Consider the following 25,549-nt stretch of genomic DNA (forward strand, 5'->3'; position numbering starts at 1 on the left):
ATCACATGGACATCGAGACACAGTAAACAACTATATTTAACGTTCGTGGACAAACTCAGGTGAGAAAAGGGTTGTTTTTCGATTGATAACAGGCAGTTAATTAACTATTGTGGACAATATTAAACAATGGCAGACACAGATAAACAACCTACCTTCCTATTCCACGACTACGAAACCTTTGGCACGCATCCGGCGCTGGACCGACCGGCGCAGTTTGCCGCCATCCGCACCGATGACGAATTCAACATCATTGGCGAGCCTGAGGTCTTTTACTGTAAACCGGCTGATGACTACCTGCCGCAGCCCGGCGCGGTAATGGTCACCGGGATCACGCCGCAGGAAGCACGGGAAAAAGGCGTTAACGAAGCAGAGTTCGCCCGCCGTATCCACGATCTGTTTACCGTGCCTAATACCTGCGTGGTCGGTTACAACAACATCCGCTTCGATGATGAAGTGACGCGCAATATCTTCTATCGCAACTTCTACGATCCGTACGCCTGGAGCTGGCAGAACCGCAATTCACGCTGGGATCTGCTCGACATCATGCGCGCCTGTTATGCCCTGCGCCCTGAAGGCATTAACTGGCCGGAAAATGAGGAAGGGCTGACCAGCTTCCGGCTGGAACACCTGACGCGCGCCAACGGCATCGAGCACAGCAATGCCCACGATGCGATGGCAGACGTTTATGCCACCATTGCCATGGCGAAGCTGGTGAAAACCGCACAACCCCGGCTGTTTGAATATCTGCTGAGCCACCGAAGCAAGCAGAAGCTCATGACCCTTATCGACGTACCGCAGATGAAGCCCCTGGTGCATATCTCCGGCATGTTTGGCGCCTGGCGCGGCAATACCAGCTGGGTTGCGCCGCTGGCGTGGCACCCGGATAACCGTAATGCGGTTATCATGGTGGACCTGGCGGGCGATATTTCGCCGCTGCTGGAGCTTGACAGCGATACCCTGCGCGAACGGCTTTACACCCCGAAAAATGAACTCGGGGATCTGCCTGCGGTGCCGGTTAAGCTGGTGCACATCAATAAATGTCCGGTGCTGGCGCAGGCGAACACGCTGCGTCCGGAAGATGCCGACAGGCTGGGCATTAACCGTCAGCACTGCCTGGATAACCTGAAAGTGCTTCGCGATAACCCGCAGGTGCGCGAGAAAGTGGTCGCCATCTTCGCCGAGGCGGAGCCGTTCGTGCCGTCCGAAAACGTGGATGCCCAGCTCTACAACGGCTTCTTCAGCGATGCCGACCGCGCAGCCATGAATATTGTTCTGCAAACCGAGCCGCGTAACTTACCTGCGCTGGACATCACCTTCGCCGATAAGCGCATCGAAAAGCTGATGTTTAACTACCGGGCGCGCAATTATCCCGGCACGCTGGATGAAGCAGAACAGGCGCGCTGGCTGCAGCACCGTCGAAACGTGTTTACGCCAGAGTATCTGCAGCATTACGCGCAGGAGCTTGAGTCGTTATACAACCAGTATGAAGGCAATGCAGAAAAACAGATCCTGTTAAAAGCCCTGTTCCAGTACGCGCAAGAGATAGTCTGAAGTGAGATATAAAAAAACCGGAGACAAGGTCTCCGGTTTTTTTTGATACGTTAAGACTTAAGCAACGTCTTCGTACTGAGGAACCGGGTTACGGAAGCTCTTCGTAACGCAGGCCAGGTACACCAGACCGATACCTGCCCAAATCAGGCCAAGCACCATCGAGCTCTCTTCCAGGTTAACCCACAGCGCGCCCACGGTCAGGGCACCGCACATCGGCAGGAACAGATACTGGAAGTGATCTTTCAGCGTCTTGTTACGCTTTTCACGGATCCAGAACTGAGAGATAACCGACAGGTTAACAAAGGTGAACGCCACCAGCGCACCGAAGTTAATCAGCGCCGTTGCCATCACCAGGTCAAAGTTAATCGCCAGAAGCGCGATCGCACCGACCAGGATAATGTTCATCGCCGGGGTACGCCAGGTTGGATGCACGTAGCCGAAGAAGCTTTTCGGGAATACGCCATCACGACCCATTACGTACATCAGACGCGCAACGCCTGCATGCGCGGCCATACCGGACGCCAGTACGGTGATGGTGGAGAAGATCAGCGCGCCGACCTGGAACGCTTTACCCGCCACATAGAGCATGATTTCCGGCTGAGACGCATCCGGATCCTTGAAGCGCGAGATATCCGGGAAGTACAGCTGCAGGAAATAGGTCGAGAAAATAAAGATCAGACCGCCAATCAGCGCCGTCAGGAAGATGGCACGCGGGATCACGCGCTCTGCATCCTTCGTTTCCTCAGACAGGTTGCTAATCCCGTCGAAACCGGTAAAGGAGAAGCACAGAATCGTCGCCCCGGTAATCATCGGGATCACATGCGCATCACCAGACCAGAACGGTTTGCTGCTCGCCAGGGTGCCCGCGCCTTCGCCGTGGAATACACCATAGATCACCATGCCAAGAATCACGGCAATCAGGACAACCTGAAGCACAACGATAACGGAGTTAAAGTTGGCAACGGACTTGATGCTGCGCAGGTTAAAGGCCGTCATAAAGGCTACCAGCGCCACGACGAAGATCCACGAGGGAATCGATGGCACCAGCGCTTCAAAATAGATTTTTGCCAGCAGAATGTTGATCATCGGCGCGAACAGGTAGTCGAGCAGCGAAGACCAGCCCACCATAAAGCCAACCGTCGGGCTGATGGATTTCTGGGCATAGGTGTAGGCGGAACCTGCAGACGGATAGCGACGCACCAGTTTACCGTAGCTCAGCGCGGTAAAGAGGATCGCAATCAGCGCAAAGCCGTAAGCCGTCGGCACATGACCGTCAGTGAGGCCCGATACGATACCGAATGTATCGAACAGCGTCATCGGTTGCATATAGGCAAGGCCCATCATAACAACCGGAATCAACGTAAGCGTTTTACGTAATTCCACGCGAGAGGTGTTTGGAGTTGCGTTATGCGACATAGTTATTCTCCTTTACGGTGATAACCGCCACGTAAGCGAAAAATTGCCCCATTTCTTTCTTCCTCAGCGACAACAACTGTCGGATTTTAGTAAATATCTATCCGGTACGAAGCCCGGCCTCTTGGTTTTTAGTTTCGTTTCGTACATGCAAAAAAAAATAACCGACGCCTTTTATATCGTCGATTATTCATTTGGTTGCAGCGGCGGCATTTTGCCCCACATCGGATACAAAAGGCAATACTTTGCAACGCACCGGGTCATTTTCTTTTTTCTAACTGGCTGATTTCTCGGCGCTCCCCTGAGAGTAAACTGCAGCGATAGCACTATTTGCTAAAATTTCGTCCCGCCACCAGGCGCTGGCCAGCCCGGCGGTTTGTTCATTCCAGCCGACCCACACCGATTCGTTACTGCTTTGCGCAAGCACCTGTTTTTCAACAAGCGCACCGCTATCAATAAAGCGCTGCGCCAGATAGCGCGGCAAATAGCCGCAGCCCAGACCGCTAATTTGCAGCTCCAGCTTGGTTTTAAAGTCAAAAACGGTAATGGCCTCCTGCTCATCCAGCAGCTGCGAGGAAACCGCACATTCGGGGCGCGAGCTGTCCCCGACTACTATTGCGCGGTACCCCTTAATAACGCGGCGGTTAAGAGGCTCAGGCTCCTGAGCCAGCGGATGATGGGGCGCCACGGCAAATACCTGCTCCAGCACGCCCAGGCGGGCAAAACCAAAGTCACTCAACTGGGGAGGCTCGTGCAGGGCACCGACAAAGATGTCCGCCCTGCCCTGGGTTAAAGCCTCCCAGGAGCCGCCCAGCACCCCGTTGATGAAGATCAGCCGGGTGACGCTGTGATGCTGGTAAAACGCTTCAATGAGCGGCGTCAGCAGAGAAAACGGAAAGGTATCATCCACGCCAATCACCAGTTCATTCTCCCATCCCTGATGGAGCTTGACGGCCTGCTTTTCCAGCTCGCGAACGGTATGAAGAACGTCACGACCTTTTTCCAGCAGCATCTGCCCGGTGCGGGTAAACCGCGCGCGGTGCCCGGTGCGATCGAGGATCTGAATATTGAGGTCGCTTTCCAGTTTTTGAACGGTATAGCTCAGGGCCGAAGGGGTTTTGTAAAGCTTTGCCGAGGCAGCCGCAAAGCTCCCCTCTTTTTCCAGTGCATCCAGAATAATAAGAACATCCAGCAGCGGTTTCATGCTCGCCCCCTTCTGGTGTGCGATTGTCTCCGCTGCGGGGCTTATTCCATGGGCATCACCAGCGGATCGGGATACTGATACTCAAACCCCAGCTCATGGCAAATGCGATTGCCATCAACAATTTTGCCTTTACTTTCGTTCTTTGCCTCACCAAAAACCGGCGGAGCCAACCCAAGCTGGCGTGCCATGAGCGGGTAAAACGTGCTGCGCGCCGGATGAGACGGTGCACATATATTATAGATGTGTCCGCCTTTTGGAGCCTGTAAGAGTAGCTCAATCGCGCCAATAACATCTTCAAGATGCACAAGATTCACGCCATGCTGACCGTCTGGTGCCGTCTTACCGGCAAAGAAGCGCCCCGGATGACGCCCCGGGCCAACCAGCCCCGCCAGACGAACGATATCGACCTGCGTGCCGGGAAGGTTATGCAGCCAGTCTTCCAGCTCTTTCAGGACCTGACCGCTCGCGGTTACGGGACGGCGCTCGGAACTCTCTTTCACCACGCCCTCAGCATCGCCATAAACCGACGTCGAGCTGGTAAAAATAATGCGCGGGACGTGATGCGCCAGCGCGCTGTCGACAATCTCCTGCATCGCCTGCAGGTAGAATGATTCGCCCGGGCCACTGCGCCGTGCGGGTAGCGTAATCACCAGCGCATCTACGTTCATCAGCGTGTCCAGATCGTCCGCATCACACACCAGCTCCGGCTCCAGACGCAGTTCAACGCCATCAATACCGCACATGCGTGCCGCTTCGACCCCATCCCGGGTGGTCTTGCTCCCGGTCACCTGCCAGCCTTTCGCGGCTAATGACATCGCCAGCGGCATTCCCAGCCATCCTAAACCGACAATCGCGACCTTTTTCATGCGAATTCTCCTGACTCTCACTCGTCTTTCATAAGGCTACGCCAGCCCGGCAGAACACACAATTCATAGCATCAATATGAAATGAATTAATGATCAAAAAAAGCCCTTGCAATATGTCGTACAACTGGTTTAGGTTAAAAGACATCAAATGAATAAGCATTCATCGAGAATTTATATGACACGCGTTCAATTTAAACACCACCATCATCACCATCATCCTGACTAGTCTTTCAGGCGATGTGTGCTGGAAGACGTTTGGATCTTCCAGTGGTGCATGAACGCATGAAAAAGCCCCCGGAAGATCTTCTTCCGGGGGCTTTTTTTTGGACCAAATTCAGACAGGTTAAAACAGGTTAACGAGGAATAAAGAATGTTAGATAACTCACGTTTACGCATAGCTATTCAAAAATCAGGCCGTTTGAGTGACGATTCACGCGAACTGCTGGCCCGCTGCGGGATCAAAATCAACCTGCACACCCAACGCCTGATTGCTCTGGCTGAAAACATGCCGATCGACATTCTGCGCGTGCGTGATGACGATATTCCCGGCCTTGTGATGGACGGCGTCGTTGACCTCGGCATCATCGGTGAAAACGTGCTGGAAGAAGAGCTGCTGACCCGCCGCGCGCAGGGTGAAGACCCGCGTTACTTCACCCTGCGTCGTCTGGACTTCGGCGGCTGCCGCCTGTCGCTGGCAACGCCGGTTGATGAAGCGTGGGACGGCCCGGCCGCGCTGAACGGCAAACGTATCGCCACCTCTTACCCTCACCTGTTGAAGCGTTATCTCGACCAGAAAGGCGTGCAGTTTAAATCCTGCCTGCTGAACGGCTCTGTTGAAGTGGCACCGCGTGCGGGTCTGGCGGACGCCATCTGTGACCTCGTCTCGACCGGCGCGACGCTGGAAGCGAACGGTCTGCGCGAAGTGGAAGTCATCTACCGCTCTAAAGCGTGCCTGATTCAGCGCGACGGCGAGATGGCCGACGCCAAACAGCAGCTGATCGACAAGCTGCTGACCCGTATTCAGGGCGTGATTCAGGCGCGTGAGTCCAAATACATCATGATGCACGCTCCAACCGAGCGTCTGGATGAAGTCATCGCCCTGCTGCCGGGCGCTGAGCGACCAACCATCCTGCCGCTGGCGGGCGATCAGCAGCGCGTGGCGATGCACATGGTGAGCAGCGAAACCCTGTTCTGGGAAACCATGGAAAAACTGAAGGCGCTGGGCGCAAGCTCCATCCTGGTGCTGCCAATTGAGAAGATGATGGAGTAATGGCCATGAGCTTTAACACAATCATCGACTGGAATAATTGTAGCGACGAGCAACAGCGCGAGCTGCTGATGCGCCCGGCAATTTCCGCCTCTGAGGGCATCTCACGCACCGTGGCGGAGATCCTGGATAACGTTAAGGCCCGCGGCGATGACGCGCTGCGTGAATACAGTGCAAAGTTTGATAAGACGGAAGTCGGAGCATTACAGGTTACTGAGCAGGAAATCATTGATGCCAGTAATCGTCTGGGTGACGACATCAAGCAGGCGATGGCCGTCGCGGTGAAAAATATTGATACCTTCCACACCGCGCAGAAGCTGCAGACCGTGGATGTCGAAACCTTGCCCGGCGTGCGCTGCCAGCAGGTGACGCGCCCGGTTGCGTCAGTGGGGCTTTATATCCCTGGTGGTTCAGCGCCGCTGTTTTCGACCGTATTAATGCTCGCCACGCCGGCGCGTATCGCCGGATGCCAGAAAGTAGTGCTGTGCTCGCCGCCACCGATCGCCGATGAGATCCTCTACGCGGCAAAACTCTGCGGCGTACAGGCGGTCTATAAAGTGGGCGGCGCGCAGGCGATTTCGGCCCTGGCGTTCGGGACAGAGTCCATTCCTAAGGTCGACAAAATCTTTGGCCCGGGCAATGCGTATGTGACCGAAGCCAAGCGCCAGGTCAGCCAGCGTCTCGACGGCGCGGCCATCGATATGCCTGCCGGTCCGTCTGAAGTGCTGGTCATTGCCGACAGCGGCGCAACGCCGGACTTCGTGGCCTCCGACCTGCTTTCACAGGCAGAACACGGCCCGGACTCGCAGGTCATCCTGCTGACGCCGGATGCCGATATGGCGAAACGCGTGGGCGAAGCCGTGGAGCGTCAGCTTGCCGACCTGCCCCGCGCCGACACGGCACGTCAGGCGCTGGCGGCCAGCCGCCTGATTGTGGCGCGCGATCTTGAGCAGTGCATTACCATCTCCAACCAGTACGGCCCGGAGCACCTGATCATTCAGACCCGCAACGCGCGCGATCTGGTCGACAGCATCACCAGCGCGGGCTCGGTGTTCCTCGGCGACTGGTCACCGGAGTCCGCGGGGGATTACGCCTCCGGCACCAACCACGTGCTGCCAACGTATGGCTATACCTCTACCTGTTCCAGCCTCGGCCTGGCGGATTTCCAGAAACGCATGACCGTGCAGGAGCTGTCCCGCGAGGGGTTTGCTTCACTGGCTTCTACTATTGAAACCCTGGCCGCCGCCGAGCGTCTGACCGCCCACAAAAACGCCGTGACGCTGCGCGTTGCCGCCCTGAAGGAGCAAGCATGAACATTGAAGAATTAGCCCGCGAAAATGTCCGCCGCCTGACGCCTTACCAGTCTGCGCGTCGTCTGGGCGGAAACGGGGACGTCTGGCTGAACGCCAACGAATTCCCGACTGCGGTGCAGTTTGAGCTGTCGCAGCAAACGCTGAACCGCTATCCGGAGTGTCAGCCAAAAGCGGTGATTGAAAACTACGCCCAGTACGCGGGTGTGAAGCCGGAGCAGGTACTGGTCAGCCGCGGCGCGGATGAGGGCATTGAGCTGCTGATCCGCGCGTTCTGCGAGCCGGGCAAAGACGCGGTGATGTACTGCCAGCCCACGTACGGCATGTACAGCGTCAGCGCCGAAACCTTCGGCGTGGCGTGCCGCAACGTCCAGGCGCTGGAGAACTGGCAGCTCGATTTACAGGGCATTGCCGACAATCTCGACGGCGTGAAGGTCGTCTTCGTCTGCAGCCCAAATAACCCCACCGGGCAGATTATTAACCCGCAGGATATTCGCACCCTGCTGGAGATGACCCGTGGTAAAACGCTGGTGGTGGCCGACGAGGCCTACATCGAGTTCTGCCCGCAGGCGACGCTGACGGGCTGGCTGGAAGAGTATCCGCATCTCGTTGTGCTGCGCACGTTGTCAAAAGCCTTCGCCCTCGCGGGCCTGCGCTGCGGGTTTACGCTGGCGAATAAAGAGGTCATCGACCTGCTGCTGAAAGTGATCGCCCCGTACCCGCTCTCAACGCCGGTTGCCGATATTGCGGCACAGGCGCTGACGCCTCAGGGTATCAACGCGATGCGCGAACGCGTGGCGCAGATCCTGGAGGAACGTCAGTACCTTGTCACCGCGCTGAAAGACATCCCTTGCGTCGAGCAGGTGTTCGACTCGGAAACCAACTACATCCTGGCGCGCTTCACCGCCTCCAGTGCCGTATTTAAATCTTTATGGGATCAGGGCATTATCTTACGAGACCAGAATAAACAACCTTCCCTGAGTGGCTGTTTACGTATCACCGTAGGCACCCGCACAGAGAGCCAGCGCGTCATTGACGCCCTGAAAGCGGAGAAAGTATGACCCAGAAGATCCTTTTTATCGATCGTGACGGCACCCTTATTTCGGAGCCACCAGCCGATTTCCAGGTCGATCGTTTCGACAAGCTGGCTTTTGAACCGGACGTGATCCCGGTGCTGCTTAAGCTTCAGAAAGCGGGCTATAAGCTGGTAATGATCACCAACCAGGACGGTCTGGGTACGGACAGTTTCCCGCAGGCGGACTTTGACGGCCCGCATAACCTGATGATGCAGGTGCTGACCTCTCAGGGCGTGGTATTTGATGAAGTGCTGATTTGCCCGCACATGCCAGCCGACGAGTGCGACTGCCGTAAGCCAAAGGTGAAGCTGGTTGAGCGCTATCTGGCCGAAGATATGCTGGATAAAACCAACAGCTACGTCATCGGCGATCGCATCACCGATATTACGCTGGCGGAAAACATGGGCATCGCGGGGCTGCGCTACGATCGTAACGACCTTAACTGGGCAAAGATTGGCGAGCAACTGACAAAACGCGACCGCTATTCCCACGTTGAGCGTAACACCAAAGAGACGCAGATTGATGTAAAGGTATGGCTGGACCGTGAGGGCGGCAGCAAGATCCACACCGGCGTCGGTTTCTTTGACCACATGCTGGACCAGATTGCTACCCACGGCGGTTTCCGCATGGAGATCGCGGTAAAAGGCGATCTTTATATTGACGATCACCACACCGTGGAAGATACCGGCCTGGCGCTGGGTGAAGCCCTGAAGCTGGCGCTCGGCGACAAGCGCGGCATCAACCGTTTCGGCTTCGTCCTGCCGATGGACGAGTGCCTGGCGCGCTGCGCCATGGACATCTCGGGTCGTCCGCACCTGGAATACAAAGCTGATTTCACCTACCAGCGCGTCGGCGATCTTAGCACCGAAATGGTGGAGCACTTCTTCCGTTCCCTGTCCTACACCATGGGACTGACGCTGCACCTGAAAACCAAAGGCAAAAACGATCACCACCGCGTGGAGAGCCTGTTTAAAGCCTTTGGCCGTACGCTTCGCCAGGCGATCCGCGTGGAAGGCGATGCCCTGCCCTCGTCGAAAGGAGTGCTGTAATGAACGTGGTGATTCTGGATACCGGATGCGCCAACCTCAACTCCGTGAAATCGGCCATCGCGCGCCACGGCTATGAGCCGGTGGTGAGCCGCGATCCGGACATTGTATTGCGCGCTGACAAGCTTTTCCTGCCGGGCGTTGGCACCGCACAGGCGGCGATGGACCAGATTCGCGAACGCGATTTGGTCGATTTGATCAAAGCCTGTACCCAGCCGGTGTTGGGGATTTGCCTGGGCATGCAGCTTCTTGGCCGCCGCAGCGAAGAGAGCAACGGCGTTGACCTGCTGGGCATTATCGACGAAGACGTACCGAAAATGACCGACCACGGTCTGCCTCTGCCTCATATGGGCTGGAACCGCGTGTACGCCAAAGCGGGTGACCGGCTGTTTCGCGGCATCGAAGACGGCGCGTACTTTTACTTCGTGCACAGTTACGCCATGCCGGTGAACGTCAATACCATCGCCCAGTGCACTTACGGCGAGGCGTTTACCGCGGCGGTGCAGAAAGACAATTTCTTCGGCGTGCAGTTTCACCCGGAACGCTCTGGTGCCGCGGGCGCGCAGCTGCTGAAAAACTTCCTGGAGATGTGATGATTATTCCCGCTTTAGATTTAATCGACGGCACGGTTGTCCGTCTTCATCAGGGCGATTACGGGCAGCAGCGAGACTACGGAAACGATCCGCTGCCGCGCCTGCAGGATTATGCCGCCCAGGGTGCAGAGGTGCTGCACCTGGTGGATTTAACGGGCGCGAAAGATCCGGCGAAGCGCCAGATCCCGCTGCTGAAAAAACTGGTTGCTGGTGTTGACGTGCCCGTGCAGGTTGGCGGCGGCGTACGCACCGAAGACGACGTGGCGGCTCTGCTGGATGCGGGCGTGGCGCGCGTGGTCGTAGGGTCAACCGCCGTGAAAGATCCTGAGACGGTGAAGGGCTGGTTCCGCCGCTTTGGCCCCGACGCCCTGGTACTGGCCTTGGACGTGCGCATTGACGAACAGGGTAATAAACAGGTGGCGGTCAGCGGCTGGCAGGAAAACTCCGGCGTGACGCTGGAAGCGCTGGTCGAGACGTATCTCCCTGTGGGCCTGAAGCACGTGTTGTGCACGGATATTTCCCGCGACGGAACGCTGGCGGGTTCCAACGTTTCTTTATATGAAGAAGTTTGCGCCCGTTATCCGCAGGTGGCATTCCAGTCATCTGGCGGCATCGGTGACTTAGCCGATATCGCCGCGCTGCGCGGAACGGGGGTACAGGGCGTGATTGTGGGCCGGGCCCTGCTGGAAGGTAAATTTACGGTGACGGAGGCGATTCAATGCTGGCAAAACGGATAATTCCTTGTCTTGACGTGCGCGATGGTCAGGTTGTGAAAGGCGTGCAGTTCCGCAACCATGAGATCATTGGCGATATCGTCCCGCTGGCGAAACGCTATGCCGATGAAGGCGCTGACGAACTGGTCTTCTATGATATCACCGCCTCCAGCGATGGCCGCGTGGTCGATAAAAGCTGGGTCGCGCGCGTGGCGGAAGTGATTGATATTCCGTTCTGCGTGGCGGGCGGGATTAAGTCTGCTGATGACGCCGCCAAAATTCTCTCTTTTGGCGCCGACAAGATTTCCATCAACTCCCCTGCTCTGGCCGAGCCGGAACTGATTACCCGCCTGGCCGATCGCTTTGGCGTACAGTGCATAGTGGTTGGGATTGATACCTGGTTCGACGCCGCGACCGGCAAATATCACGTTAACCAATATACCGGCGATGAAAGCCGGACGCGCGTGACGCAGTGGGAAACGCTCGACTGGGTGCAGGAAGTGCAGAAGCGCGGCGCAGGTGAGATTGTGCTGAACATGATGAACCAGGACGGCGTGCGTAACGGTTACGATCTCGAGCAGCTGAAGAAAGTTCGCGCGGTGTGCCACGTTCCGCTGATTGCCTCCGGCGGCGCGGGCACCATGGAACACTTCCTGGAAGCCTTCCGCGATGCGAACGTGGACGGTGCGCTGGCCGCGTCCGTGTTCCACAAACAGATTATCAATATTGGCGAGTTAAAAACGTACCTGGCCGACCAGGGCGTGGAGATCAGGGTATGTTAACAGAGCAACAACAGGCGCAGCTGGACTGGGAAAAAACTGACGGATTATTGCCGGTGGTTGTACAGCATGCCGTCTCAGGCGAAGTTCTTATGCTGGGGTATATGAACCAGGACGCGCTGGCAAAAACGATCGACAGCGGCAAAGTGACGTTTTTCTCGCGCACGAAGCAGCGCCTGTGGACCAAAGGGGAAACCTCGGGGCACTTCCTGAACGTGGTCAGCATGACGCCAGACTGCGATAACGACACCCTGCTGGTGCTGGTGAACCCAATCGGCCCAACCTGCCATAAAGGCACCAGCAGCTGCTTCGGCGAGGCGAGTCACCAGTGGCTGTTCCTGTATCAGCTTGAGCAACTCCTGGCGGAGCGTAAATCTGCGGATCCTGAGAGCTCCTATACCGCGAAGCTGTATGCCAGCGGGACTAAGCGTATTGCGCAGAAGGTGGGTGAAGAAGGCGTTGAGACGGCGCTGGCCGCGACCGTACACGACCGGGAAGAGTTGACGAATGAAGCGTCGGATTTGATGTATCACCTGCTGGTGCTGCTGCAGGATCAGGAACTGGATTTGACGGCGGTGATTGAGAATCTACGAAAGCGTCATAAATAAAAAAACCGGGGATTTTCCCCGGTTTTTTTTTAATCTGCAAATCAGGCTTTTGGCTTATAGTTGCGTAATGCGTTACGCCCTAATACCACACCGGAACCAATCATTCCGCCCAGCAGCACGGCAAGAATCAGCACAATGGCTTTTTTCGGGCTATCGCGACGAACGGGCAGATCCGGCTTCATGACGTAACGGTAGACGTGTATTGTGTCCGGCTTAACGTTCAGGTTTTGGATGTCCAGCAGGTTTTGCCTGGTCTGATAGTATGCAGCAGAAAAGACCAGGGGACGAGAGGCTTCGTTTTCAATCATCGATTTCAGCCCTACGCTTCCCAGGAGGAACATTGTTTCCTGGGTCACATCCTGAGTTTGTTGAATCTGTGGCGAGGAGATTTTCGCCGCCTCAGCGTTTTTCAGCGCTTCGGTAATTTGTTTAATACGCAGGTCTTTCTGCTCCTGAGCGACCTTCTCCTGGTTTACCAGAGAATCGTTCAGGGTTTTAATCTGCTCTTTGATGCTGTTTTGCAGGTCAACCGTGAGCTCTTTGGAAGTTTGCTCATCAACCTGCTGGATATATTGCGCAAGCTGCTTCTGCGCCGCTTCTGCGGAAGTACTGGTATAGGAAACACTCAACGGGAGCGATTCCCCTTTAACAGCAGGCTCAATTGTCAGTTTTTCAGGTTCGTCCTGATTTTCCAGTGCCTGTGCCAATGCAGAGAAGGAAGAATTGAAACGACCAATAGCGCGTGTTTGAACATCAAGCATTGAGGGTGCAGCGCTACCGTAGAGGATATTCAGCGCATTAGAATATGTTGCAATTTGAGCGACATCAGGTTGCGCAATAATTGCGGTTGAGGTCCACTTTTCTTTCGCGAAAGTAAGATAACCGACAGCAAGTGCAATAAAAACAACAACAAACGTTGCTATCATCCACTTCCCACGCCACAGCTGCAGCACTAAATCAAGTAAATCAATTTGCTCAGGGTCATTGCTTCGGATGACCTGGCTATTGTTGTTGTGCGTCATACATTCCCTAACAGATGAAAAAGGGCAAACATAATTGTGTTTTTATAGTTTATCTATTGCTGGGGATTTTTCTATAAGAATCCGATGAGTTATATCGGAAAGATGCGTTATGTAACTCGCCCCCTTCGCGCTATCATAGTCACCATGTGATGCGTTATCGCATCTGTAAGCGTTGGGTATTTGAGGAAAGATATGAAATTTCTGGTAACGGGTGCAGCGGGTTTTATCGGTTCGAATGTCAGCAAACGCCTCATTGAGGGCGGTCATGAGGTTGTCGGTATTGATAACCTGAACGACTATTACGATGTTAATTTAAAGCTGGCACGTCTGGAACGGCTACAATCTGAGCGATTCACCTTCCACAAGATGGAATTAGCTGACCGGGAAGGTATGGCTGCGCTTTTCGCTGACGAGAAGTTCGATCGCGTTATTCACCTGGCCGCACAGGCAGGCGTACGCTACTCCCTGGAAAACCCGCATGCGTACGCCGATGCCAACCTTATTGGCCACCTAAACGTGCTGGAAGGCTGCCGCCATAACCACGTTCAGCATTTGCTGTATGCCTCATCCAGCTCCGTATATGGCCTCAACCGTAAGATGCCCTTCTCCACTGACGATTCCGTAGATCACCCGGTTTCACTCTATGCCGCGACCAAAAAAGCCAATGAGCTGATGTCGCACACCTATTCGCATCTCTACAACCTGCCGACCACCGGACTGCGCTTCTTTACCGTATACGGTCCGTGGGGACGCCCGGACATGGCGCTGTTTAAGTTTACTAAGGCGATGATTGAAGGCAAAAACATCGATGTCTATAACTACGGCAAGATGAAGCGCGACTTCACCTACATCGATGATATCGCTGAAGCAATTATCCGTCTGCAGGATGTTATTCCCCATCCTGACGCAAACTGGACCGTCGAGACCGGCTCACCGGCAACCAGTTCAGCACCTTACCGGGTTTACAACATCGGTAACAGTTCGCCCGTAGAGCTGATGGACTACATCACCGCGCTGGAAGAGGCGCTGGGTAAGAAAGCCGAGAAAAATATGTTGCCACTCCAGCCGGGCGACGTCCTGGAAACCAGCGCCGACACGAAAGCGCTCTATGACGTGATCGGTTTCAAACCGCAAACCTCGGTTAAAGACGGCGTGAAGAACTTCGTTGACTGGTACCGCGAGTTTTACAAGGTCTGAAGATAAAAAACCCGGTAAATCAGCCGGGTTTTTTATTTTAACGTAATAGAATTAGTCGCTACCGAACAGATCGCGGGTATAGACTTTGTCAGCGACGTTAGCCAGCTCTTCGGCCATGCGGTTCGAGATGATGACATCCGCTTCCTTCTTAAAAGCATCCAGATCGCGGATCACGCGGGAATTAAAGAACTGATCTTCCTGCATGGCCGGTTCATAAATAATAACCTCAACGCCTTTCGCCTTGATGCGCTTCATGATCCCCTGAATGGAAGAGGCGCGGAAATTATCGGAACCGCTCTTCATGATCAGACGATACACGCCGACCACTTTCGGCTGGCGCGCAAGAATAGAATCGGAGATGAAATCTTTACGCGTACGGTTAGCGTCAACAATCGCAGAAATGAGATTATTCGGTACAGCCTGGTAGTTTGCCAGCAGCTGCTTGGTGTCTTTAGGCAGGCAATAGCCGCCGTAGCCAAATGACGGGTTGTTGTAGTGGTTACCAATACGCGGGTCGAGGCAAACCCCTTCAATAATCTGGCGGGTATTCAGTCCAAGACTTTCTGCATAGCTGTCGAGCTCATTGAAGTAAGCGACTCGCATTGCCAGATAGGTATTCGCGAAAAGCTTAATTGCCTCCGCTTCGGTGGAGTCTGTGAACAGCACCGGAATATCTTTCTTCACCGCACCTTCCTGAAGCAGCGCAGCGAAACGTTCAGCGCGCTCAGAGCGTTCGCCAATAACGATACGGGAAGGATGCAGGTTATCGTAAAGCGCTCTCCCCTCACGCAGGAACTCAGGCGAGAAGAAAATATTATCGATACCAAACTTTTCTTTGATGGATTTGGTAAAGCCGACAGGAATGGTTGATTTAATAACCATCACCGCATCAGGATTGACCGCAATAACATCTTTGATAACCGCTTCTACGGTTGAGGTGTTGAAGTAGTTGGTTTTTGGATCGTAGTCAGTAGGCGTCGCAATGATGACGTAATCCGCATCGCGGTATGCATCTTCTTTATCTGTCGTGGCGCGGAAATTCAGCGGTTTGTTGCTGAGATAGTCCTGGATTTCTTTGTCGACAATCGGCGATTTCTTCTGATTGAGCATATCCACTTTGGCCTGCACGATATCCAGCGCAACCACTTCATGGTTCTGAGCAATCAGAATGCCGTTAGAAAGACCGACATACCCTGTTCCGGAAATTGTTATTTTCATTCGCTAATGACTTCTTTTAGTTAACTGTATTGATGGCCGGCAGACCATCGCGATAAACATAACTGTTGGGCTTTGTACCTCCTGGCAAACAGCGCTGTCAAGGCAAACCAGGAGTAATCACAACGAGGGGGATGAGATTCAGACTACTTCGAATAATGCGCGGCATTTTTTGCATAAAAAAACCCGGAGACAGGCTCCGGGTTTGATGATAGCGAGTAAGTTAACTTATTCCATCCATTCGGTGTGGAACACGCCTTCTTTATCCGTGCGCTTGTAAGTATGCGCGCCGAAATAGTCACGCTGTGCCTGAATCAGGTTGGCAGGCAGAACGGCAGCGCGGTAGCTATCGTAATACGCCACCGCAGCGGAGAAGGTTGGAACCGGGATACCGTTCTGTACAGCGTAGGCAACCACGTCACGCAGCGCCTGCTGGTACTCGTCTGCAATCTTCTTAAAGTACGGTGCCAGCAGAAGGTTAGCGATACCTGCGTTTTCAGCATAGGCATCGGTGATTTTTTGCAGGAACTGCGCACGAATGATGCAACCCGCGCGGAAGATCTTCGCGATCTCGCCGTAGTTCAGGTCCCAGTTGTTCTCGTCAGACGCCGCACGCAGCTGTGAGAAGCCCTGCGCGTAGGAGACGATTTTACCCAGGTACAGGGCGCGACGAACTTTCTCGACGAACTCCGCTTTGTCACCGGCTGGTTTAGCCTGTGGACCGGACAGCACTTTGGATGCCGCAACGCGCTGTTCTTTCAGAGAAGAGATATAACGCGCAAAGACGGATTCGGTGATCAGAGACAGCGGTTCGCCCAGATCCAGAGAGCTCTGGCTGGTCCATTTACCGGTACCTTTGTTCGCGGCTTCATCCAGAATAACATCAACCAGGTATTTACCCTCTTCATCTTTTTTCGTGAAGATATCTTTGGTGATGTCGATCAGGTAGCTGTTCAGCTCGCCTTTGTTCCACTCGGTGAAGGTTTCAGCCAGCTCTTCATTAGAGAGATTCAGGCCGCCTTTAAGCAGGGAGTATGCTTCTGCAATCAGCTGCATATCGCCGTATTCGATGCCGTTGTGCACCATTTTGACATAGTGACCCGCACCGTCCGGACCGATATAAGTCACACACGGCTCGCCATCTTCCGCAACAGCAGCGATTTTAGTCAGAATAGGCGCAACCAGTTCGTACGCTTCTTTCTGGCCACCAGGCATGATAGATGGGCCTTTCAGCGCGCCCTCTTCACCACCGGAAACACCGGTACCGATGAAGTTGAAGCCTTCAGCGGACAATTCACGGTTACGACGAATGGTGTCCTGGAAGAAGGTGTTACCGCCATCAATGATGATGTCGCCTTTTTCGAGGTAAGGCTTCAGGGAGTCGATAGCTGCATCGGTACCTGCGCCTGCTTTCACCATTAACAGGATACGACGAGGCGTTTCCAGAGACTCAACGAACTCTTTCACCGTATAGAAAGGAACCAGTTTCTTGCCTGGGTTCTCGGCAATGACTTCTTCGGTCTTATCACGGGAGCGGTTGAAAACGGAGACGGTATAACCACGGCTTTCGATGTTGAGCGCCAGGTTGCGCCCCATCACTGCCATACCGACAACGCCGATCTGTTGCTTGGACATTACATACTCCTGTCAGGTAACATTATTATTGAGCAAGCACAATCTATAAATTCTATCTTATATTTTTGAGAAGAGAAAGCATTTGCAATATCATTTTTACAATAATGACACAAAATGCATATTAAGAAATAGATGCTCTGATCTTTGGGGTTTAGTTGAAAATAAATTACAAATAATCAATGATATATTCCAGTACAATAGAGCACCTAACAATTACTTACATTTAGGCTCATTATAATACTCACTTTAAATGGTTAACACCCTACACATCCAAACCAACAAAGATACCAACGGAAATATAAATTATATCATTTGCAATCAAAAGGTCGAAAATGAGAAATCAGATTTTTTTCTTTGTTAACAACCCAATACTTACAGCTAATAAAATCATACTTGTAAATTCCACCGATGCTATTGTAAAAATTGCTCCAATGGTACCATATTGATGAACTAGCATATACATTAGTGGAATAGCTATACACATACAGATTATTGCGATGTATAGACCAAAACGATACAACCCCTGAGACTGGATGATTGATGTTAATGCGCCATTCATACATTTGATTCCGGCAATTAACAGAAACCCGAGTATCATTATGTTATTATTTTGATTATCAAGTATTAAGTACCGACCAAAGAAAGATAGAACTGCATAGTAACACACTGTACTTAACGTTATATATCCAAGAATCATGTAGATAAAAGGATAAACTTTAGTGATGTTTCCGTGACTTCTTAAATCCAGGCGACTAAACTTCGCATAAGCCACAGTAGAAAACAATGATGAAACCATTACTAATGGATCTACAAGACGAAAAATCTGTCCATACGCAGCCAGACCTTCAGGGACTATATTTTTTATATATATATTATCCAGTCTACTGTAAATAATCACCACCATGGCGTTTAGGCCTATACTTACAGTATGCCGATACAAGGTAAATACATCTTTCGGGGTAATATTCCCTACAGTTCGAATACTTTTCCAGCCAACTTTTCTAAATAGATGAATTGTAACTGCTGAAACAAAAAAACTTTCTGCAAGCAAATAATCCCAGGCAGTAAAAGGGATTTTGAAAATAAACTGAGCGCCGTAACTTAAAAAAGTTAAAACCAGTGCTAACGCTATTGAAGGAGATAAAGCCTTATTCAAATTTTGTGATTGGAAGTAGCTATTAGATAAGTTAAAGAGAAGCGCAAAAAACAATGATAAAGAAACCGGAATATATATATCCCTATCGTATCCAAATGCATAACAGATTACCAAAAACAATATTGATACGAATATCCCGATAGATATTTTTTGAAAGAATACCTTTTTTAATAATTTAATAGGGTTTTCTACATCCGAGTATTTCTTGATTACAAAAATATCCACACCAAAATCAGATACAACTCTTAATATCTCGAGCGTACCAATTAAAAATATAAATGAACCTCCTGTATCAACACCAAGCTCTCGAGTGATCAACACAATAGCGAGTGTTTTTGCCCCAAAATAACTTATCTTGTTAAAGAGAGCAAAGACACCATCACTAAGAATATCTTTTAGCATTTTCAATTTCTACTTTTTAGTTGAATCAACAAGTTTGCAATTAATATAATTGGTAATGATTTTAAAACATAAGCAAATGGCAAAATTAATTCTCCACGTACAGAGTAAAAGAAGCCAGTCATCATAGCCAGAGCAAAGAAATTAAAAATAGCATAATTACTATTTAAACCTCTTTGAATTATCGAAATCATAATCAATAGATAGGCAAGATAAACAAACAAACTGAAATGTAAACTAATGATACTTGCTTCAAGAAGCCCAGAAGATGACAAAGCTATCCCGTTATCAACATTCCCAAGCACTATTGTTGAATATTCATGAGCAATTTGAGCATCACTTATGAAGCCAAAACCACTCAGAGGAAACACTTGCGATATTATCGTGTTCGGATTGAGTAATGCCCAACCGTTTTCATCGGGCAAAGAGTATATATTTTGTAAACCTGCGAGCGTAGACGACAGAGAGTCGAGTACAATTCCAAGATAACTAATAAAATTGATTTCATATCCTTCACGAAGGTATGAAATTATTGAAAACCCGACAAAACCAATTAATAAATATTGTAGCTTGGATATTCTAGCGAATATTGCTGTTATTTTTTTCCTGTTTGAGTACAATGAGAGAATTATAATACAGATAAAAGCAAAAAAGAATTTATTTCTTATCCCGATGATAAGATCAGATGCAAGCAAAATAAATGCAAACACCTTATATTTCTTCGATGACTTATAATAAAAGACAGCTAAAGCCATTATAGATGAAAAACCACTAATAGCGCGTATAAGAAAAGGTATGCTTGCAAGTAATTCTTCACTATCTGTATAAATGGCTAAATGACCTAAGCCTGAAGACAATATAAACCTTAAATAAAAAATAATTTTAATTAACTGACAGGCACCTACAATGAGAAATATAACTTTAAATAAACCATTTATAGTCTTTATTTGTTGCCTGTGAACACTTTTAATAGCTGTAAGATAGAGTATGATATTTATCAACATACCCCATATACAAGCCAATTCAAAACCATTTGAGGCTTTCTTAAAAAAATACAAATAAAAAGAAGGAATACCTATAATCAAAGAAAATACAAAAGCAAACATCAATTGCAAAGAGATATACTTCACTCTATGCATATAGAAATAGAGCATTTCACCAAATAAAAAAACAGCGCAAAAAGTCGCAAAAATGTCCTCTACAATTTCATAAAATGAGGGACTTGCCGATACTGTCAAAAAAATCAACAATAAAGAAAAAGTAAGCAGGAAATATATAAACGCTGAACGCACACTTATTTTGAAGTGATTATTTGTTAAACTCTTCTCATTCATAGGAATTTTATACTTCCCAACATACACGATTAAAGTATCAGATATTATTAATAATGTATAAATATTATATCAAGGGGGGGGCACAAATACATGTGCCCCTCATAAAGAACACAAACTATGCTCGAATTTTATTCAGTAACTCTTCTGTTTTGAGTTCCATTAAAGCAGTATTACCTCGCGACTCCACATTCAAGCGGATAACAGGCTCTGTGTTTGAGCTTCGGAGATTAAAACGCCAGTCAGAAAATTCAATGCTGATTCCATCAGTATAGTCTACTTTCAGGGCATCATTTTTATAACACTCAAGTATTTCAGAAATAACTTTTTCTTGATCTTGAACGATACTATTAATCTCTCCACTGGCCGGGAAAGATTTCATTCGATCATGGACAAGTTCTGCCAACGTTTTATTTTTAATACTCACCAACTCGGCTACAAGTAGCCAAGGAATCATTCCACTATCACAGTAAGCAAAGTCACGAAAATAATGATGGGCACTCATTTCACCACCATAAACTGCATCTTCCAAACGCATGCGTTCTTTTATAAAAGCATGTCCTGTTTTCGACATAACCGGAGTACCGTTTGCTTGCAGAACCACATCTATAGTATTCCATGAAAGACGGGGATCATGTATGATGCGCGCGCCAGGTTGCTTTTCGAGGAAAGATTCTGCAAGCAACCCGACAATGTAATAACCCTCAATAAAATTACCTTCATTATCGAACAGGAAACATCTGTCAAAATCACCATCGAATGCAATTCCCATATCTGCCTTGTGATGAATAACGGCTTCTCTTGTATCGGCACGGCATTCATGAAGAAGAGGGTTTGGAATACCATTTGGGAAATTCCCATCAGGCTTATTGTGAATTTTCACAAATTCAACTGGAATCTGCATTTCCTTGAAACGTTTTTCGATCTGATCAATAACCGGGCCTGCAGCTCCGTTACCTGAGTTGATAACAAGTTTCAATGGTTTAATATTTTCAGGCTTGATATAGCTGAGGATATGATCTATATATTCTTTTTTGGTATCTATTTTTTTATAACTTCCACGCTTCGTGGTATCTACTGGTAAAAAATGATTATCTTCAGCTAGACGTTGTATATCTCGCAGCCCAGTATCACCACTGATAGGTCGGGCTCCTTCGCGAACTAACTTCATTCCATTGTAATCCATGGGATTATGACTTGCTGTTACTTCAATTCCACCGTCAACACCGAGATGGAATGTAGAGAAATAGATTTCTTCGGTCCCTGTCATTCCAATATCAAGTACGTCAACTCCAGCGTCCTGCAAACCTTCGGCCAGGGACATTTTTAGAGATTCACTTGTCAGGCGAACATCGCCTCCTAATACTACGGTCTTAGGTTTCAAATATTCACCGTAGGCTCGACCGATTCGCTTTGCAATATTATTATTAAGTTCATCACCTAATCGGCCACGTATATCATATGCCTTGAAACAAGTCAATTTACCCATTTTTTTCCTCATCTATCTTTGGTAAATCATTACCATAAACTTTCATATAACTTATTTGCTGTGAATATTTCTAAATTCGTCCATAGCGGTCTGAAAGACGAATAACGTCATCTTCTTCTAAATAGGAACCAGAACGCACTTCAATCAGTTCAAGCATGATTTTCCCGGGGTTCTCAAGAGAGTGAACAATCCCAAGTGGGATATAAACGGATTGATTTTCAGACAGAATTTTTTCTTCACCGTTTATTTTTACTTTCGCAGTTCCAGACACAATCACCCAGTGTTCAGAACGGTGATGATGCATTTGTTCTGATAGCCCCTCCCCCGGTTTTACGCTAATACGCTTAACCTGATAGCGTTCTCCGGTATCAATTGAATCATATTTACCCCATGGTCGAAAAACTTCGCGGTGTTTGTGATGTTCTAAACGCCCCTCAGCCTTTATTTTCTCGACTATCTTTTTTACATCCTGTACAGCATGTCTATCAGCAATCAGAACTGCATCTTTGGTCTGTACAACAATAAGGTCTTTCACTCCCACAGTGGCAACAAGACCGGATTCTGAATGTATGTAACTATTTTTAGTTCGGAAACTCATTACATCACCACGATGGACATTCCCATCGATGTCATGTGGGCTAATATCCCATAATGATGACCATGATCCAACGTCGCTCCACCCGGCATCCATTGGAACCACAACGGCGTCCCCAGTTTTCTCCATCACAGCATAGTCAATCGACTCATCCGGACAAGCTAAGAATGACTTCTCATCAACTCGGGTGAAGTCAAGATCGGGATTGATAGCACTCATTGCGTTTTCGCATGCATCAAGAATATCAGGCCTGAACTTTCTTAATTCTGCCAGATAGCTATCAACCTGGAAAAGAAACATACCGCTATTCCAATAGTATTGTCCGCTCTTCACATAAGATTTTGCTGTATCCAGATCGGGTTTTTCTACAAATTTTGAGACCTTATATGCTTCATGACATCCATTCTGACTAATACTATCACCGCGGAGAATATAACCATATCCAGTCTCAGCTCTATCAGGAACAATCCCAAAAGTTACAAGTTTGCCTTGTTTTGCACAAGGAATTGCTTGTTTAATCGCATCTCGGAAAACTTCCTCTTTCTCGAAAATATGATCGGCAGCAAGCACCAGTAATAATGGATTGCTTTCAGCGTCATTTTTTTTCGCTGCTAACGCAGCAAGTGCGACAGCTGGTGCTGTATTTCTGCCTGCAGGTTCAAGAATAATATTTTTAGTCAGCTTATTGAGTTGCAGTAATTGTTCTGCCACGATAAAACGATGTTTTTCATTACATATAACTATAGGATTACTACAATCAAGCCCATCCAGGCGGTTGATGGTTGATTGCAACATCGTGTAATCGCCCTTTACCGGTATGAACTGTTTTGGATAAAGTTCACGGGATAGTGGCCATAAACGACTACCTGTGCCGCCAGCCATTATAATAGGTATCAATTTGCTAGTAGCCATTTTTCAATCTCTTCCTCTAAAATAATATGATACTTAATCTTATAACCTGCAGTGTCATTTTTTACATATGCCAACTGATATTTCTCGCAAAAAGAATAATCGTCATACAAATAAACACTTTCGTCTCTATGTTCTCTAAATGCAGAAATATTTGACGCTAAAACACTTTTTCCGCATATTCTTCCTTCAATAACTGGCCTTCCAAATCCTTCATGAGTCGAATGAGCCCAAACCATTGAAGCATTCTTTAGTTTCGATAATAATTCGTCATCCGTAAGAATTGGCAGCACCTGAACATTTTCAATTTCTAATTCTTTGAGAATATTTAATGCCCATTCTCTATAAGAACCTAATCCTATAACTTTAAGCTTGTGTGAGGTCGCATATGTGCATCTTTTCCATAAATGCATCGCGTGGTCAAATTCTTTATTAGAACCATTTCCTGAAATCAACACTGCATAGGATTCAGTATTGCATTTTTGATCACTATTTTGTGTTAATTTAGCTTCCAATTGATAAAAAGAATTAGGGAAAAGATAAACATTACACTCTTTTAACCAATTGACATTCATTCCAATTCTTTTTGTTGTTGCTGAGACAAATGCAACATCTCTCTTCAAGAAAGCATGAAATCGTTGAGTCAGTACAATGTATAATGCGGAAACACTGAGTCTTGTCTTAATTCTTTTATTAGGGATAAAATCATGAATTATCAATAGCGATTTTTTTGAAAAAGCTGATATTAAAGAACATGAGTTATAAGGATATATGACTTTTTCATACTGTCCCAAAATAGTTAAAATAGGAACAATAACTTGTTCACAGAAAACAAACAGTACGTCTATAATAGCTCTAGGTAATTTATGTGCAAACTTTGGACAACTCCACTCATTAACTATGCATCCTTTCTTTTCTAATGCTGTAATTAAGTTCGATGAATAGATTGGAATACCTCTGTATAATATTCCCTTATAAAAATTGAATAACAATACTTTTTTCATTTCATTCCTGTCACACAGTTTATAAGATTCCAGTTATAATCTTTCTTCAATACATCTATCGCACAAAGAGAATTTTTATTAATCACCTCATCTTTACGCTCAAAAAATTCGATAGAACGCATAAATTCAGATTTGCTATTGGCAACTATAGCGTATTCACTGAGTTTTGGCATTGAATCCAGGACTATATTAGTAGTTATTACTGGTAGGCCCAATGCAAATGCTTCTAATACTTTATTCTGAAGCCCGGAACCGTCGAAAATAGGAAATACAGCTATATCCATACTCGCCAGCAAGTTTTTCAAATCATCGACATACCCATGAATGATAATTTCATTTGGTTTATGCAAAGCCAAAACTTGTTTACATGGTTGAGCACCGACAATATGGAGCTTGAATTTCCCTTTAGGTAGCTCGCTGTACAAATTAGCTAAAAAGATTGCAGCTTTAACATTAGGATAATAGCTCATATTACCCCAAAAGGCTAAATTTATAATGTCATCGTCATTTTTTTTAGTTCTGTTTATTGTAGGAATGCTCACGCCATTAGGTATAATTTTAAAATCTTTTCTACCTATATAATTAGCATCTCTTTCTGAAATTATAAGTCCTGCATCAATTACTTCGTATATTGTTCTCTCAACGACAGATAGTTTTTTACTTTCGAAATCGCATATTTTCTTCATAAAAAATTTTTCTGTTGCAGCTCTATTTTGCATATTTAATGAAAGAGCATCAACAAAATCACAATAAATTAACGACTTAATACCTTGTTCTTGTCTTAAAGAAATAGTTTTATATATAAGATATTCTAATCTAACTAACTGAAAAATTATGATGTCATAATTATTTGCAATCAAAAGATTCTTTAATTTGCCCCAAGACTTTTTATCATTATACATCGCACACTGCAACGCAGTTTTTCCAGAATTTATAATTATATTCTTTATTTTTCTAATCTTAGATAAATTACCAGAATCACAAAAATTAATACAATTACTAACACTATCATTTGAAATGTTTGCTTTTTCTACAGAAAAAACATCAACTAAATTGTTTTTCGAAAGCTCTTTTATTTGATTATAGGCACGGAGAGCATCCCCTGTAATGATTGGCCAAGGAAAACGCGCAGTTACAAATAAAATTTTCTTCATCATCCAACCTATCTGAT

Annotated in this window: 24 protein-coding genes and 1 other annotated feature; of the genes, 11 read left to right on the top strand and 13 right to left on the bottom strand. The window is 48.4% G+C overall.

Translation table 11 applies throughout. The features are described 5' to 3' along the window. Positions 1-126 precede the first annotated feature (126 nt). Entirely contained in the window at positions 127-1,551 is a 1,425-nt protein-coding gene (gene sbcB / locus ACMWL8_RS03955) for an exodeoxyribonuclease I (protein WP_063942197.1), read from the top strand. Positions 1,552-1,608: 57 nt separating this feature from the next. On the opposite strand, the gene plaP is transcribed toward sbcB, so the two are convergent. From plaP to ACMWL8_RS03975, 4 genes are all read right to left on the bottom strand, one after another. Further along, positions 1,609-2,967: a putrescine/proton symporter PlaP gene (gene plaP / locus ACMWL8_RS03960; RefSeq protein WP_028013759.1), complete on the bottom strand. Its 1,359-nt coding sequence runs from the start codon at positions 2,965-2,967 to the stop codon at positions 1,609-1,611. Next, on the bottom strand, positions 2,957-3,019 hold the full coding sequence (gene yoeI / locus ACMWL8_RS03965; RefSeq protein WP_099458931.1) for a membrane protein YoeI: 63 nt from the start codon (positions 3,017-3,019) through the stop codon (positions 2,957-2,959). Before yoeI ends, plaP begins: the two co-directional genes overlap by 11 nt. 219 nt (positions 3,020-3,238) lie before the next feature. Then, entirely contained in the window at positions 3,239-4,168 is a 930-nt protein-coding gene (locus ACMWL8_RS03970) for a LysR substrate-binding domain-containing protein (RefSeq protein ID WP_045260392.1), read from the bottom strand. A 41-nt stretch (positions 4,169-4,209) separates the two neighbouring features. Then, positions 4,210-5,034, bottom strand: a complete 825-nt coding sequence (locus ACMWL8_RS03975) for an SDR family oxidoreductase (protein ID WP_028013761.1) — start codon at positions 5,032-5,034, stop codon at positions 4,210-4,212. Between the two features lie 175 nt (positions 5,035-5,209). On the opposite strand from ACMWL8_RS03975, the gene hisL reads away from it, so the two are divergent. The 9 genes from hisL to hisIE all read left to right on the top strand — a co-directional run bounded on the left by hisL (position 5,210) and on the right by hisIE (position 12,426). After that, complete coding sequence (gene hisL, locus ACMWL8_RS03980) at positions 5,210-5,260, top strand: his operon leader peptide (protein WP_001364200.1); 51 nt, start codon at positions 5,210-5,212, stop codon at positions 5,258-5,260. Next, positions 5,236-5,359, top strand: a sequence feature (His leader region). It overlaps the preceding gene by 25 nt. A 45-nt stretch (positions 5,360-5,404) precedes the next feature. Then, positions 5,405-6,304 (top strand): ATP phosphoribosyltransferase, encoded by a 900-nt coding sequence (gene hisG, locus ACMWL8_RS03985; RefSeq protein ID WP_000886595.1) that lies wholly within the window; start codon positions 5,405-5,407, stop codon positions 6,302-6,304. Positions 6,305-6,309: 5 nt separating this feature from the next. Beyond that, on the top strand, positions 6,310-7,614 hold the full coding sequence (hisD, locus tag ACMWL8_RS03990) for a histidinol dehydrogenase (RefSeq protein ID WP_045260436.1): 1,305 nt from the start codon (positions 6,310-6,312) through the stop codon (positions 7,612-7,614). Continuing rightward, positions 7,611-8,672 (top strand): histidinol-phosphate transaminase, encoded by a 1,062-nt coding sequence (gene hisC, locus ACMWL8_RS03995; protein ID WP_045260393.1) that lies wholly within the window; start codon positions 7,611-7,613, stop codon positions 8,670-8,672. The genes hisD and hisC overlap by 4 nt, the downstream gene beginning before the upstream one ends. Further along, a complete protein-coding gene (gene hisB, locus ACMWL8_RS04000; protein WP_028013764.1) occupies positions 8,669-9,736 on the top strand; it encodes a bifunctional histidinol-phosphatase/imidazoleglycerol-phosphate dehydratase HisB in 1,068 nt (355 codons plus the stop codon). Before hisC ends, hisB begins: the two co-directional genes overlap by 4 nt. Next, positions 9,736-10,326: an imidazole glycerol phosphate synthase subunit HisH gene (hisH, locus tag ACMWL8_RS04005; protein ID WP_028013765.1), complete on the top strand. Its 591-nt coding sequence runs from the start codon at positions 9,736-9,738 to the stop codon at positions 10,324-10,326. The genes hisB and hisH overlap by 1 nt, the downstream gene beginning before the upstream one ends. Next, positions 10,326-11,063, top strand: a complete 738-nt coding sequence (hisA, locus tag ACMWL8_RS04010; protein ID WP_045260394.1) for a 1-(5-phosphoribosyl)-5-[(5-phosphoribosylamino)methylideneamino]imidazole-4-carboxamide isomerase — start codon at positions 10,326-10,328, stop codon at positions 11,061-11,063. Before hisH ends, hisA begins: the two co-directional genes overlap by 1 nt. After that, complete coding sequence (gene hisF / locus ACMWL8_RS04015) at positions 11,045-11,821, top strand: imidazole glycerol phosphate synthase subunit HisF (RefSeq protein ID WP_045260395.1); 777 nt, start codon at positions 11,045-11,047, stop codon at positions 11,819-11,821. The genes hisA and hisF overlap by 19 nt, the downstream gene beginning before the upstream one ends. Then, entirely contained in the window at positions 11,815-12,426 is a 612-nt protein-coding gene (hisIE, locus tag ACMWL8_RS04020; protein ID WP_045260396.1) for a bifunctional phosphoribosyl-AMP cyclohydrolase/phosphoribosyl-ATP diphosphatase HisIE, read from the top strand. The genes hisF and hisIE overlap by 7 nt, the downstream gene beginning before the upstream one ends. 41 nt (positions 12,427-12,467) lie before the next feature. On the opposite strand, the gene wzzB is transcribed toward hisIE, so the two are convergent. Then, on the bottom strand, positions 12,468-13,448 hold the full coding sequence (gene wzzB, locus ACMWL8_RS04025) for an LPS O-antigen chain length determinant protein WzzB (protein ID WP_045260397.1): 981 nt from the start codon (positions 13,446-13,448) through the stop codon (positions 12,468-12,470). A 192-nt stretch (positions 13,449-13,640) separates the two neighbouring features. On the opposite strand from wzzB, the gene ACMWL8_RS04030 reads away from it, so the two are divergent. Continuing rightward, positions 13,641-14,645, top strand: coding sequence for an NAD-dependent epimerase (locus ACMWL8_RS04030; RefSeq protein ID WP_045260398.1), 1,005 nt, complete (start codon positions 13,641-13,643; stop codon positions 14,643-14,645). A 51-nt stretch (positions 14,646-14,696) separates the two neighbouring features. Here the strand turns inward: ACMWL8_RS04030 and ugd are convergent, their stop codons facing one another. From ugd to ACMWL8_RS04070, 8 genes are all read right to left on the bottom strand, one after another. Further along, the gene (ugd, locus tag ACMWL8_RS04035; RefSeq protein WP_045260399.1) at positions 14,697-15,863 is read right to left on the bottom strand and encodes a UDP-glucose 6-dehydrogenase; all 1,167 of its coding nucleotides are present in this window, start codon (positions 15,861-15,863) and stop codon (positions 14,697-14,699) included. Positions 15,864-16,088: 225 nt separating this feature from the next. Then, positions 16,089-17,495 (bottom strand): NADP-dependent phosphogluconate dehydrogenase, encoded by a 1,407-nt coding sequence (gene gndA / locus ACMWL8_RS04040; RefSeq protein ID WP_028013772.1) that lies wholly within the window; start codon positions 17,493-17,495, stop codon positions 16,089-16,091. 340 nt (positions 17,496-17,835) lie between these two features. Next, on the bottom strand, positions 17,836-19,053 hold the full coding sequence (locus ACMWL8_RS04045) for a transporter (protein WP_045260400.1): 1,218 nt from the start codon (positions 19,051-19,053) through the stop codon (positions 17,836-17,838). A gap of 2 nt (positions 19,054-19,055) precedes the next feature. Beyond that, positions 19,056-20,384, bottom strand: a complete 1,329-nt coding sequence (locus ACMWL8_RS04050; protein ID WP_045260401.1) for a hypothetical protein — start codon at positions 20,382-20,384, stop codon at positions 19,056-19,058. 115 nt (positions 20,385-20,499) lie between these two features. Then, positions 20,500-21,870: a phosphomannomutase CpsG gene (cpsG, locus tag ACMWL8_RS04055; RefSeq protein WP_045260402.1), complete on the bottom strand. Its 1,371-nt coding sequence runs from the start codon at positions 21,868-21,870 to the stop codon at positions 20,500-20,502. 70 nt (positions 21,871-21,940) lie between these two features. Then, positions 21,941-23,377 (bottom strand): mannose-1-phosphate guanyltransferase, encoded by a 1,437-nt coding sequence (gene cpsB / locus ACMWL8_RS04060; protein WP_045260403.1) that lies wholly within the window; start codon positions 23,375-23,377, stop codon positions 21,941-21,943. Continuing rightward, the gene (locus tag ACMWL8_RS04065; RefSeq protein ID WP_072049685.1) at positions 23,359-24,378 is read right to left on the bottom strand and encodes a glycosyltransferase; all 1,020 of its coding nucleotides are present in this window, start codon (positions 24,376-24,378) and stop codon (positions 23,359-23,361) included. The genes cpsB and ACMWL8_RS04065 overlap by 19 nt, the downstream gene beginning before the upstream one ends. Continuing rightward, positions 24,375-25,535 carry a glycosyltransferase gene (locus ACMWL8_RS04070; RefSeq protein WP_235428250.1) on the bottom strand — a complete coding sequence of 387 codons (1,161 nt, stop codon included), beginning with the start codon at positions 25,533-25,535 and terminating at the stop codon, positions 24,375-24,377. The genes ACMWL8_RS04065 and ACMWL8_RS04070 overlap by 4 nt, the downstream gene beginning before the upstream one ends. Between the last annotated feature and the right edge of the window lie 14 nt (positions 25,536-25,549).

The organism is Enterobacter sp. 04-C-12-SI-ECC, from assembly GCF_047530715.1.
Classification (GTDB): domain Bacteria; phylum Pseudomonadota; class Gammaproteobacteria; order Enterobacterales; family Enterobacteriaceae; genus Enterobacter; species Enterobacter bugandensis.